The sequence below is a fragment of the Cohnella mopanensis genome (genome assembly GCF_022352055.1).
Classification (GTDB): domain Bacteria; phylum Bacillota; class Bacilli; order Paenibacillales; family Paenibacillaceae; genus Cohnella; species Cohnella mopanensis.
The window spans coordinates 97904-111132 of sequence record NZ_JAKRWM010000008.1 but is presented as its reverse complement, the minus strand read 5'-3'; the positions used below and the strand labels follow the sequence as shown (position 1 = coordinate 111132).

General features: G+C 46.5%; 10 protein-coding genes. 6 read left to right on the top strand and 4 right to left on the bottom strand.

Annotated features, from left to right (window positions below; genetic code table 11):
- The first annotated feature begins 12 nt into the window (after positions 1-12).
- Positions 13-1641: an MDR family MFS transporter gene (locus L3D05_RS13415; protein ID WP_239616564.1), complete on the top strand. Its 1629-nt coding sequence runs from the start codon at positions 13-15 to the stop codon at positions 1639-1641.
- A gap of 62 nt (positions 1642-1703) precedes the next feature.
- Here the strand turns inward: L3D05_RS13415 and L3D05_RS13410 are convergent, their stop codons facing one another.
- Positions 1704-2168, bottom strand: a complete 465-nt coding sequence (locus L3D05_RS13410; protein ID WP_239616563.1) for a MarR family winged helix-turn-helix transcriptional regulator — start codon at positions 2166-2168, stop codon at positions 1704-1706.
- Positions 2169-2648: 480 nt separating this feature from the next.
- Here L3D05_RS13410 and L3D05_RS13405 point away from each other — a divergent pair, with 480 nt between their 5' ends.
- Positions 2649-4244, top strand: a complete 1596-nt coding sequence (locus L3D05_RS13405; RefSeq protein WP_239616562.1) for a bacteriocin maturation protein — start codon at positions 2649-2651, stop codon at positions 4242-4244.
- Entirely contained in the window at positions 4241-6184 is a 1944-nt protein-coding gene (locus L3D05_RS13400) for a TOMM precursor leader peptide-binding protein (RefSeq protein ID WP_239616561.1), read from the top strand. Before L3D05_RS13405 ends, L3D05_RS13400 begins: the two co-directional genes overlap by 4 nt.
- Positions 6185-6245: 61 nt before the next feature.
- Here L3D05_RS13400 and yjcZ read toward each other — a convergent pair whose 3' ends face one another.
- Complete coding sequence (gene yjcZ / locus L3D05_RS13395) at positions 6246-6344, bottom strand: sporulation protein YjcZ (RefSeq protein WP_439647949.1); 99 nt, start codon at positions 6342-6344, stop codon at positions 6246-6248.
- A 432-nt stretch (positions 6345-6776) separates the two neighbouring features.
- On the opposite strand from yjcZ, the gene L3D05_RS13390 reads away from it, so the two are divergent.
- Positions 6777-8756: a stalk domain-containing protein gene (locus L3D05_RS13390; protein ID WP_239616560.1), complete on the top strand. Its 1980-nt coding sequence runs from the start codon at positions 6777-6779 to the stop codon at positions 8754-8756.
- 116 nt (positions 8757-8872) lie between these two features.
- Here the strand turns inward: L3D05_RS13390 and L3D05_RS13385 are convergent, their stop codons facing one another.
- Positions 8873-9295: a hypothetical protein gene (locus L3D05_RS13385; RefSeq protein ID WP_239616559.1), complete on the bottom strand. Its 423-nt coding sequence runs from the start codon at positions 9293-9295 to the stop codon at positions 8873-8875.
- Between the two features lie 86 nt (positions 9296-9381).
- A complete protein-coding gene (locus tag L3D05_RS13380) occupies positions 9382-10575 on the bottom strand; it encodes an oxalate decarboxylase family bicupin (protein WP_239616558.1) in 1194 nt (397 codons plus the stop codon).
- 352 nt (positions 10576-10927) lie between these two features.
- Here L3D05_RS13380 and L3D05_RS26890 point away from each other — a divergent pair, with 352 nt between their 5' ends.
- Positions 10928-11254 (top strand): hypothetical protein, encoded by a 327-nt coding sequence (locus L3D05_RS26890; protein ID WP_239616557.1) that lies wholly within the window; start codon positions 10928-10930, stop codon positions 11252-11254.
- Positions 11255-11478: 224 nt separating this feature from the next.
- Positions 11479-13221, top strand: coding sequence for a sensor histidine kinase (locus tag L3D05_RS13370; protein ID WP_239616556.1), 1743 nt, complete (start codon positions 11479-11481; stop codon positions 13219-13221).
- Positions 13222-13229 lie beyond the last annotated feature (8 nt).

Here is a 13229-nt window from a genome sequence, read left to right as displayed (position 1 = left end):
GGCGGAACGTTAGTGAACCATTTAACGCAGAAACAAAAAGTAACGGTAATGATCGCTTTGATGGCGGCGATGTTCTTTGCAGCCATTAACCAAACGCTCGTCAGCACGGCGATGCCGCGGATCGTGGCCATGCTTGGGGGCATGGAATATTATTCTTGGGTCATCACGGTTTTCATGCTGATGTCAACGATATCGACCGTACTAGTTGGCAAACTGTCCGACATCTATGGGCGTAAACCGTTCTTGCTCGGCGGAATCGTGATCTTCATGATAGGTTCCTTCTTAACCGGATTGTCGGCGGACATTTATCAAATGATCATTTATCGCGCGATTCAAGGCGTTGGAGCCGGAGTTTTGATGTCCACGACGGTCACGGCGGTAGGGGATTTGTTCGCTCCGCGCGAGAGGGCCAAATGGACCGGAATCATGATGGCCATCTTCGGGTTTTCCAGTATCCTTGGTCCAACACTTGGCGGAGTCATGATCGATCATATGGACTGGAAATGGTTGTTCTGGAGCTTTCTCCCTCTAGGAATCGTGGCTTTCGTCATGATCTGGCGAATGTTCCCTAAGACGCCTCGCGTTACTACGGAATCGATCGATTACTGGGGATCGCTTGTGTTGTCGGCATCTATCGTTAGCCTTCTGTTAGGTTTCTCATGGGGAGGCAATAAATACGCTTGGGGCTCTGCCCAAATCGTGGGTCTGATGTCAGCCGCGGTCATCGGTATTATCATCTTAATCTTCATTGAACGGAAAGCCAAAAGCCCTGTTTTGCCGCTTTCTCTATTTAAGAACAGTATCGTTACGATCTCGTTCGTCGTTGGGTTCTTAATGAATGCAGGCATGATGGGGGCAATGATCTATTTGCCGTTCTTCGTGCAAGGCGTGGAAGGCTTGACTCCTACGCAATCGGGATTCGTGAATATTCCAATGTCTCTGACGATGATCATCCTCAGTACGTTAGTCGGACGTTGGATATCCAAGTCGGGGAAATACAAAAGGTTCGGATTAATCGGAATGGTCGTTATGATCGGCAGCATGATCATGCTAGCCAATATGCATAGCGTGGCGATGGCCGTTGCGAGCATGGCTGTCTTCGGTATCGGATTAGGGCTGAGCATGTCGGTATTCACGTTAACCGTACAAAATGCGTTGCCGCCGAATCAGCTTGGCGTAGCGACGGCAACCTCGACTCTGTTCCGTAACTTAGGAGGCACGATTGGGATCGCGATATTCGGCTCCGTCATGAACTCCGTTATGACGCGCAACTTGGATAAGGCCATGGGTTCGGGTTCGGGCGTTGACTTATCCCAAGCGGATCCCGAGACTGCGGCGCAGCTAACGCAGCTTATGGATCCTCGGACGTTGATGAATCAGCCGCTGCTTGAGCAACTGCACGCGAAGCTTCCTGAACAGGTTCAACCTTTATTCACTCAAATGATTGACATGCTGCATTCGGTACTAAACGATTCCTTATCCACGGTATTTTTACTAGGCGCTACACTGGTAGCCGTAGGATTAGTGCTTACTTTCTTCTTGAAGGAAATCCCGTTACGTACATCAAACGATAAGCAACCAAGCTCATCGGAGGATGCGCTCGACAATAAACAAAAACTTCAAAGCGTAGATGTGCATTAATACTGTGAATAAAGGACGCAGCGGATGATAAATCCGTTGCGTCCTTTATTGTAAGGAGAAGACTAATCCAAGAGCTCTTTATTTACTTTATCCAGGTAATCATAAACTTGGTTCAATAAATCTATAAGATGATTGCTCCGGTCTTGTCCTAATTTGGCAATAAGACCTGTAAACAATGCCGCGAATTGCTCGCCGACTCTTTTAGTAATCAATAATCCTTTTTCCGTTAATCTAATGGAAGCAATTCTTCTATCCTGAGAATCAACGGTCTTCTCTATACAGCCCGTATCCTGCAATCGTTTAATGATTTGGGTAACGGTAGGGGAGGTTACTGCCAGCCTGTTGCTGATTTCCGAGACTGTGACTCCGTTGTTTTCTTTTGCGGATAATAGCTGTTTAATCGTAAGCAAAACTTTAATCTCGCTAGGTTTAAGACCAAACATCGTATGTTTGTGCCAATCCAATCTGGCGAATTTCTCGAAGGAATGCATGAGTAACTTTATTTCATCCTGATGTTCATTGCCCATCGTAATCTCCTCATTTCGTCAGAGAAATATTCAACATCATCATCTACTTATAGCACAAATAAAATAGGTTGACAACCTAACTATATGATGATTAAAATGAGATTATTCAGGATGGGAAGAGACGTAGAAAGGACACCTTAGAAATGGGAGAAAGGGTGAACACGGATGGAATATAATCATGATAAACGGAGACACGTTCGTTTCGCTGCATTGCTGATCGTATCTCTGCTTATCCTTAACGAAATCAAAAATTTGCTAATCTGAATCAAATAGATCATCAAATGAAATCCCGCGAATGAAGCGGGATTTTTCTTTATTTTCGAGCTTTAGTGGCATCAGGATTTCCTTAGAAGTTCAACGAATTACAACCGCTAAATACACCATTTGTCGCGCAAAGCCATACCTTATTTGATAGGTGGGCTCTCGTCTACAACGATTAATAACTTCCCGGGATAGGAGAAAGAGGGAGGGAGTGACATTATGATTACCCAATTTAATGATGAAAGGGTTAACGTATTAGCGGTTGGAGCCGGCTCGTTACTGCTTTCATTGGTTACGTGTCTATTCGATTCGGGATTGTCAGATGTCCATGTCATGCTTACCGACTCGGAACCGACAAACAGGCAATCTTTGTTTACGTTAGTTGATAATGCTAAGAAAACAGACCTCAATGCCGTAATCCGTCAAGTGGCCATGCCTTTCAGATCCACGCATGCTTGGAGGGACACGGTTCAGCCTTATGATTGGATATTGTATGCCAGTGATCAGATGTCGGCAGAAGAAATCGATCCAATCCAAGCTGCTTGTCGGGCTGAAAATAAGGCACTTCTCATCGCTACGTGCATAGGACAAACGGGTATTGCGGGGCCGTTAGTGACACCGAATTCTGAGGTTTGTTGGAGCTCTGCAAGGAGGCGTATTCATCAAGCGGTCATTCGTAAGGGTCCATTAACTCCTATAATCCGTCTTACTGCTGGGCCAATCCTTACCCATATTATCGTATCAGAAATGTTTAGATCGTTGACAGAAATAACGGAGTCGGAGTTGATTAATCCCATTTACGTGATGGATCTGTACACGTTGGAAGGAAGTTATCATTCGATCCTACCCCACCCGCTCATAACGCAAGGAATTTCGGCTGAACAGGTTCACTCTTGGGATCATTTATTTGCGCCAGCTGAAGAAGAAGATCGCAATACTGACCCTAACCCTAACGAATTCCTATCGTTTATCAACCAGATTACTTCACCGTATTCAGGGATATTACATCAATGGTCAGAGGGGGATCTAAGCCAGCTTCCGATCTCGCAATGTCTCGTTCAATCGGTTGACCCTCTGTCGGAAGGACCTGCCGAGCTTCTTCCGATTATCATTTGCTCAGGCTTGACGCATGTGGAAGCGCGCAAAGAAGCGGGATTAGCCGGGATAGAAGCTTACGTAACAAGAATGAGCCGTTCATTGGGGAAAAAACTTTATGAAGAGCAACAGGAACAAGTCGAAGTCGGGGCGGGGGAAACGGTCGAGGAAGCCTTGTATAGAGGGCTGCAGAAGTGTTTAACAAAAAAATTAATCAAGCGAACGGCTAACCAAAAGCCCAGAGTCCGTGAGGTAAAGGTTACTGATGTAGAGGATAAGCATTGTCGCTTTTATTTACAAGCATTGGCTACGTTGTACGGGGTACCGACTATTGGATGGGGCGACGACTTGTTCGGTTTTCCGGTCGTATGGCTCAAAGCGGGTGAACATTGGTACGGCTGTGTAAGTTTAAATAGGACATCGACGCTTAGGATGACACTTCAGTCGGCACTTCATAAGGCACAAAATCCTAATGAATATGGTGTTGCGCACGCTGTAGAAATTCCGATGATCGATCTGGATGAAACCCATGTGACAGACGTGGAAATCAAAGCGATTCCATATTCGGCTCAAGCGGGTTCGATACAAGATGCCTATGATGTATTGAAATCCAATTCTTTGCGATTATTGGTGTATAAATTGAAGGTAGAGCCCATCTTGAACGATAATCTGGGAGCACTTTTGGGCGTCAGACTGGGAGAGGAGGATATATTCGAGTGAATGATGTCGTTGCGATCATCGGCGAAGGGACGTTAGCGCAGCTTGTCAGCGATCAGTTATCCAAGCAATATAAAGTCGATCGACTAATTGATTTCCATGCAGGCGTCCCAGCATCGGCGAAATTAGTTATGGTGCTATCCGATGTATGGCGCCCTTCCGATTATGTGTTAGCCGAGCAAGAGCTGCAAAAAGCCGGAATACCTTGGTTAAGAGGCGTAATCTTATATGACGAAGGCATAGTTGGTCCGCTGGTTAAACCGGGTAATGCAGGCTGCACCCAATGCGCTGAGCTAAGGAGTTTTACTGCGGGACAGGACCGAGAGAATAGTTTGGAACTACAAATGACTTTATTGTTACAAGGCGAAATTGTACGTGATCCATCAACATCGCGGTTTGGCGTTTTGCAGACTGGCTACTTGATCGCCGCTGAAGCTCAGAAATTCATTCGCGGAGTACCCGTTCACACGGATAAAGCGGTGTACTTAGTCGATTTAAAGACGATGAAAAGTTCACTTCACTCCTTTTTGCCAAATCCCCTATGTCCATTTTGCGGTAATCTGCCCATCGATGTACCGGATAACGCGAGAATCTCGCTGCAACCAAGCATTAAAATAAATGCTGAAGCTTATCGATGCAAAAGGTTGGATGACCTAGGGAAAGGGTTAGCCGAACAGTATTTGGATGAACGGACGGGCTTGTTTAATAAAAAAACGGTTGATTTGTTATCGCCATTTGCCAATGTTGATGTGAATCTGCCAACTGCGACGGGGAATGAAACTTCGGCTGGTCGCTCTCATACCTATGCACAAAGTGAACAAACGGCAATACTGGAAGGCTTGGAGCGTTATTGCGGAATTACTCCCCGCAGCAATAAAACCGTTGTTCATGACTCTTATCGTAACTTGTCTAACCGGGCGCTCAACCCTGTAGAAGTAGGAATGTACTCGGCAGAGCAATATGCAGAGGTTGATTTTCCATACAAACCCTTTGATCCCGATGTCCCCCTTAATTGGGTATGGGGACATTCGTTTATGAAAGACTGTCCAATTCTCGTTCCTGAAAGCCTCGCTTATTATAGCTTAGGAAAAGACAACAGCTTGGTCATGGAAGGTTCGAACGGATGTGCATTGGGGGGGAGCTTGGAGGAAGCGATCTTTTACGGCATGTTGGAAGTAGTCGAACGGGATTCATTCCTATTGACGTGGTATGCGCGGCTTTCAGTCCCTCAAATTGATCCTCATTCATCCAAGGACCAACAACTGCAACATATGATAGATCGAATTCAGACAATAGCAGGTTATGATTTGTTTTTGTTTAACGTGACCATGGAAAGCGGCATTCCAAGCATATGGGCAATTGCGAGAAACAAGGGGGGAAGAGGCGCTCATCTGATTTGTGCTGGAGGAGCTCACTTGGATCCGATTCGGGCTGCGAAAAGCGCGATTCAAGAAGTCGCGGGACATATTGCATTTCTTGGACTCACGTTGAACGAGAACCGTGGATTGTACAATCAAATGTTGGCTGATCCTTACCTTGTTAAGCGAATGGAGGATCATGCCTTGCTGTACAGCCTTCCTGAAGCGGAAGCGCGATTGCGCTTTTTATTGGATCAGAATCGGCCTCTAAGCACATTCGAGCAAGAGTTTAAACCAAGGGTAGTTCATCCAGATTTGACTGTTGAGCTAAAGGAAATGATTCAACGATTCCAACGAATTGACCTTGACGTAATCGTGATTGACCAGACTGCACCAGAAACGATACAAAACGGATTATATTGCGTTAAAGTGTTGATTCCAGGGATGTTACCTATGTCCTTTGGACAACAATTCGTCCGCGTGACTGGATTAGAGAGAGTGTTGAAAGTCCCGATGAGGCTAGGGTATATGGACAACTTACTGACTTATCAAGAGCTAAATCCTCATCCGCACCCTTTTCTTTAAGCTTTTCTAATCGATAAAAAACCCGCGATGCTTATGTCATCGCGGGCTTATCGATCGTTTATTAGTAACCGGCTCTTAAGATGATAACCAACAGAATGAAGAGAACAAGAACAAACGCAGCAGCTTGCATACCGCCGTAACCTCCACAGCTTCCGCTCAAAGTATTCACCTCCGATTTGTTATTCGTGATAGCTCATCACCCAATCAGCATATGTAAAGATCCCTAGGTGGTACAGTACAAAGACCTAGATTACTTAAATCTCGACTAATGCCTAGTTGAGGTTTTTTTGATCGATCTGTGCGAACGTACTGGCAATATAAATAACCATACATAACCTAACAAGGTAATATAAAATCACTAAAAATCAAACTGGTGAACAGCTACTCCGTATTATTTCGTAAATAAAATGGCGAATCCTGTTTATGTATTCAACCCCGCTGGCTACACGGCTAGTCGGGGTTGCTTTCTTCGCTTCAAAGGGTCCGCGTAATTCGCGGGCTTTTTACTACCATAATTCAAGGAGGTAAAATCGCTTTTCTTGTCGAAATCTAGTCAATGGAACAATTAACCGGCAGAGGAAGAGGTCGTGCAATGAGAAAGTCGCTTCAAATCGTATTAGCCATTGGTTTATTGTTGGGTTTTGACTTGAATGGCGGGCCATTCGTCAAGAAAGCCGCTGCCGCTAATAGCGAGTCTATGATCTCGGATATCGTCGGGCAGCATACATATCTGATGGACAATGGCACGTTGTGGTCGCAAATGGATGGGTATTGGATGATTCGAACGCCGGGTAGCCTCACTTCCATTGCCGGCGATGATTATGGCGGATTAGCCTTATCGAAAGACGGTCAGCTAATGGAATGGGGCATTGGAACCGGACCCCGACCCATTGCCGGCCAGACCGATGTAAAGCAAGTAGTAGACGGATATTGGCTTAAGACGGACAGTACGGTCTGGTTGGGGTCCAAAAAGGTGAAAGGGCTCGACGGCGTCTCGATGATCGGTTATGGAGTTGACGAAAACAGATTTAAAAGCTTAGCGGTCTTGACTCGAACCGGAGATTTGATCTTAGTCGGACATTATTCTGGTAAAGACTTGAAATTAGGAACGATTACCGATGTGAATTCCGTTAAGTCTATGTCAGTGACTTATGGCCGGGTAGCCTTGTTATTCAATAGCGGACAGGTCGTCGTGTATGAAGATGCGAATTTCGACGACAACGGTACAATCATTCCTGTAACAATTGCGCAAGATGCCGATCATATCGCATATACTTCTGGTGATCCTGACTCTACGGACATACTCTTAGTCACTCGTAAAAACGGAACTCTATGGCAGACCGGCAAATATCAGGCGCGTTGGAAGCTGGATCATGAAATATCCGGTCTCGGAACAGTCGTTAAAACTGCGCCTTATACAGATTACAAACATTTCTATGTAAAGCGGAGCGATAATAGCTGGGTACTCTATGACGACGAAGAAATCAAGCCCGTAGACGTTCCGAATGTCCAACAAGTGGACGTGTCCATATCGGAGCTTAAGCCTTTCGTAGGAGAATCCCTTAAACTCAATATTCAGGAGACTTATTCCAATGGAGCCAAGATCAAAGTCGCGCCAACCGCATCTAATGTTTCCGTAGACAAACCTCATTTGCTGGAGCTACAACCGGATGGTCGCTTTAAGGTGCTTGGAGTAGGTCAAATCCAAGTTACTGTAACGACGGGCGGCTATACGAAATCGTTGACGGTATCCGCTAGTCTACAGAACAATCTGACTTTTGCTAAGCTAGTTAACGGCAATATTTTCGTGCCAGCCAAAGCCGTTATTCAAGCGTTAGGTGGGTCTGTTACTCCTTCGAACGGAAATTTCGAAGCGAGAATAGGAGACGCGACATTTTCCTTTAAAGCCGGTAATCCGAGCGCGAAGATAAACGGAGAAACCGTATCTCTTAAAGCTGCTCCACTGACGGAAAAAGGGGAACTTTACATCCCGGGAGAGCTGCTGACCGCAGCCTCAGGTGCCAAAGTACAATGGGACGGTAAATGGCAAACGGCCGAAATTTCTTTCGGCGAAGCGAAGATGACGGTCGTGTCTACCGATACCGCAGCGCTTGTCAAGAAGGCGATGCAAGGCAGTCTTGCCAAGTATATCGGGAGAAGTTATTGGATTAACCATTATGAGGATTGGGAGCGCTTCTCGAAGGTGACGGTTACCGATATCTTGCCTGAAGCTTCGGGAAATTTCGTCGTTGTATTCAAATCAGCAACCGGCAAGACCATTAAAACTTCTCCGACGATTTCATCTTTTGTAAGCGAGCAATTTACGGACGAGTATTATTTGTTCAGTTATGATCCAAAGAAAAAGTATCGCTGGTCCGAATCGACGTGGAATCAGATCAAAGCCGGTAAAGTATCTCTTGGTATGACGAAGGATCAAGTAAAATTGTCATGGGGTTATCCTGCAAGTACGAGCATCACGTCAGCGCGTGGAAATAAAATAGAGACTTGGGTTTACCGCAACTTCGATGCAGTCTCTTTCATTAACGGGAAAGTTGCGTTCATTCTAACTTAATGATTATGCGAGATATTACATTAAAGCCAGGCTATGGAAGCCTGGCTTTTTCATTAGTAATAAGAAAAAGGTTACATAACGAAAGTTATGTATCCTAGTCAGAGGAAATAGATTGCTTATGCTTTGAAAGCACCGAATAAAGGCATAATCGTTTTAACGACTCCCATTCCCATTTTTACCATTGGCATAGCCTTAGTGAAAAAGCCCATGATTCCGGCTAGACCTCCGAAGCCTCCGAATAAACCGCCGCCTCCGTCCTGCGCCGCCGCTGCACCTGCTTCGGCGACTCCCAGACCTCCGGCATTGCCCATTAGTGAACTCACTCCGGAAAATAAGCCCGATACGCGCACTTTACGATTACGCTTCGAGGCAGCCCGCCGTAATTGGCCGCGACCCTTTTTCCCCGATAGAACGAGTTGACCATTGGCGATGCCAACGATTCTCCCGACATAATAGCTCCCATTCATTAATTCAACGCAGACGGGTTGCCCGATCATCCGTTTAGCTTGCTCTCTAATCGCCTTACGATTATTAACCATGGAATGGAGGCTCCTCTCGAATTAATCCTTAGGTAATAATTTATTCCGAGGAGCGAATATGGTTTGTACGTTTGTCCATCTGCTCGTCATTTCCGCTGAAAGAAAAATCCCGGATAGGAGACTACCGACCATTTCTCCTTACGCAGCGCATCGAGCAATTCTGGTCCGACGTGTAAATTGGATTGAACGAGCTCACGCGGCGTGAGAGCCATCCATTGGTTTAACGACATGTCGACAAAGCGGTCACTCTTGAACATCTCTAGAAACCATAAAGTTTGATTGCCGGTATTCTGAATGTAATGTCCGAGAGCGAAGGGGATATACCCCACATCGCCCGCACGATAATCGAATGTGCGAGCCGTACCGTTCCCCGCGAACACCGTCATGCGTCCCTGGCCGGTGAGGTAATATTGCCACTCGTCGTTATTCGGATGCCAGTGAAGTTCCCTCATAGCACCGGGTTTAACCTCGACTAGCGCGGCAGCAATCGTTTTGGATATCGGGAAGTTCGAGGAGTCGACGATTCTCACGCTTCCTCCAGGCGTTTTAATCGGTTTTTGGGCCAACAATTGGTATTTGAAGCTTTGCGGTACCGTCCCGTAAGGAGAATCGATTTCTTGACTCTTAATCGAACCCGGAACTTCATCTTGATAAATATATACTTGCCCGGATGGGATCGATTGAAAGGCGCTTTGTGGCACGCCGAAGTTGGCGGACAGCACTTCTTTGGGAGTATGCGCAAACCAATCGGAGATGGATAACGTATTGAGATCCGAAAAGTTACCATCATCGAACACGAGCAAAAATTCACAGCCTTCCTCAAGGCCTTGTATGGAGTGCGGGATTCCCGGAGGAAAGTACCATAGATCGCCCGGTCCGACGTCGGCAATAAAGTTACGCCCATCCTGGTCGACCGAAGTAATCCTGGCGCTACCTAACAGCATATAAGACCATTCCGCTTGCTGATGCCAATGCAGTTCACGTACTCCGCCGGGCTTTAGGCTCATATTTACGCCTGCTAGCGTTGTCGCAATAGGCATTTCGCGAACGGTGATTTCGCGGGACCATCCGCCGTGATTTAATGTCATGCTCGTATCGGAGAACGAAAACTTTAAGTTGGGCAGCAAACCTGCATCTGTGACAGGAGGAACGAGCATGTCGGGATTCTCGAGATCCCGTATCACATCACGGGGACCCAGATCCACGCCGCCGGCTCCGTCGCTTCGGATAGGCTGCGGAATAGGAGGGGTGGTTCCATGTTGTTTCGGTGCGTTATTCATGAAATATTTCTCCTCTCGATAGAAAAACAAAGTGAAATCTTTTCTAGTATTAAACAGTATATGATGCAAGCTTGTTAGCTATATGTATCGATTTCGACGTGACTGAACCTGGTTAACGGTGTCTGCTGTCGGGTGACAAGAGCATTGTCCGATTGCCAACGAAACAACAGCGATTCGAAAGTCGAGCGCCAGGGGAGACGATCAGATAGACAACTGAAAGTGATTAATCCACGACAGCACCAGTTACTTTGGCAAACAAATATAAGATCAAGAACAAGAGTCCCCTTAGATCGGACAACCTAAGAGAGGGCGTCCATTTTACAAGAACTTTCACGAAGGATTACGGGAAGGTGTGGTGCTGGCGGTAAGGCTGCCGGCGTCACGTCTTTTTTTACTTGAACCATTTAATGAGATAGCTCGTGCTCGGATAGCTGCACATGTAGGCGATCGCGCCAACCGGACGCTCCAGATCGTCCATCAGTTTCTGTTTGGCATGGCATATGCGACATTGAGTGATGAAGTCCATCGGCGACATTTGGGTGGTTTTGCGGATCTGCACAAACTGGTCTCGAAGCTGATTCGATTAGCGTCTTCGGAATTTCTCCACCTTGTAGAAGGCGTCCCAGATCTGCTCCAATTCAAGCTCGGATTCGCTTCACCTTCGTTGAATAAATGGTAAATTTTAAGGGAAATCGACTGGAGTGAAAGTTAATCACACCAGCAAGTAAGTCGAAATTGTGTTGTACTAAGGTCGAATTCGTAGTGGCGACGATGAATGCTTATTATCTAAGATTGATTTGGATTATCACTTTACGATCTGTTAGCAGTATTTAATATTCATTTGTATAATGAGTCATACCGCCGGATAAACGGCAGTCTTTTCGAGAATGGAGTAGATCTCTGGTGAAGTCGCTGCTGTACCCTTGGGAAGGAATAAACTCAATACGCTTCAAACTGGCTTTAGGTGTCTTCTTAATCGCAAGCCCGCTGATCGCGCTGCTTCATTACTATAATTTCTACGCCGTCAGCGTGGTCCACAATCAGGTATCCATATCCAACCGCAATATGATATCGCTATACATGCACCAGATCGATACGGGACTGAATACTGTCGACCAGTATCTTTTGAGCTTGGCCACCTCCAACTACGATGTCCGCATCGTGGACGCTCCTCCATCGGATGACGAATACATGCTGGCCAAAGTTCGACTTAACGGTCAATTAACGACAGACTTGCTCATGTACAAAACCGTGGCGAATTCGATGTTCGTCTATTCCGTCAAACGCGACGATTTTACCGATGCGATCTCGCAAGTAAACGATACGGAGTATACGAAAGTGACCGAATATATGCGTAACGTTCTATTAGCTTATCCTCCTATAACAGAAATTGGCAACGGGTGGTTCGTCAGGGACATTGAAGGCGGCCATTACCTCTTTCGGCTCTTTCGGACGGGAGACGCATGGACCGGAGCTTGGGTAAATCTCAGCACTTTGAAAAATCCGCTTTCATATATCCATTTGGGACCAAACGGCGCGTCCTTATTCCTTGATGACCGGAATAAGCCGCTGACGGAAGAAGCGTATCTGGATGAGAACGACATCGCCTTACGGACGCCAAATCAGGAGACGGAACTGATCGGTCCCGACGAAAATTTCTTGATAGTTAGGGAGCATTCGGCAAAGGGTAACTTCAGTCTTGCCGCGATCATCCCCACCTCAACGGTCGTGCAGAATCTTCCCTATTTGAATCGAATCGTCATTTATATTTCCATCATCGGCATCTTGCTTTTTCCAGTGTTCTTCTTCTTCCTTCGGAGGGTGGTCCTTCTTCCTCTCAACAGGCTCCTGACCGCCATGAAGCGGATCGGGGACGGCTACGTTCAAACCCGCATCGATCCCATCCGGACGTCAAACGAATTCATGCTCGTGCATGCCACGTTCAACCGGATGATGGAGCAGATGGAAGAACTAAAAATTCACGTTTACGAAGAGCAATTAAATAAGCAGAAAGCGGAACTCCAACATCTCCAGCTTCAGATGAATCCGCACTTCTTTATGAATACCTTAAATCTGATCTACAGTTTAGCGCTCGATAAAGATTATGAGCTTATCAAAGAAATGACGCTTCGACTGGTCCGGTATTTCCGTTATATGTTCCGAAGTAATCTGACTTTCGTTCCTCTGAAAGACGAATTGGCGCATGTCCGTAACTATATCGGTATCCATGAACTCCGCTACCAGCGGAAGCTGGTCTGCCAGATTGACGTTCCGGATCGTATGCATCAGGTGCCGGTTCCTCCGCTTATTATCCAATTGTTCGTGGAGAACACCCTGAAACATGCCTACGCGGAGATGGAGGAGGTTCCGGTATTGGAGGTTCAAGTACGGATTGAAGAATCTGCAACCGCTTCTTATATGATTATCACGGTCCGTGACGAAGGGATCGGCTTCCGGGACGATGTGCTGCACTTGCTGAATGCGGGCGAACGCATAGTGGACGAGCAGGGCGAGCACATCGGAGTTTGGAACATCTGGCATCGGCTCCGCCTCTTATACGGGGACAAGGCCAGTATTACCTTCTCCAATACCGTTCCCCGAGGCGCGGTAGTACAGTTGAAGCTTCCGTTACACATGATTGAATAGGTGGAGGG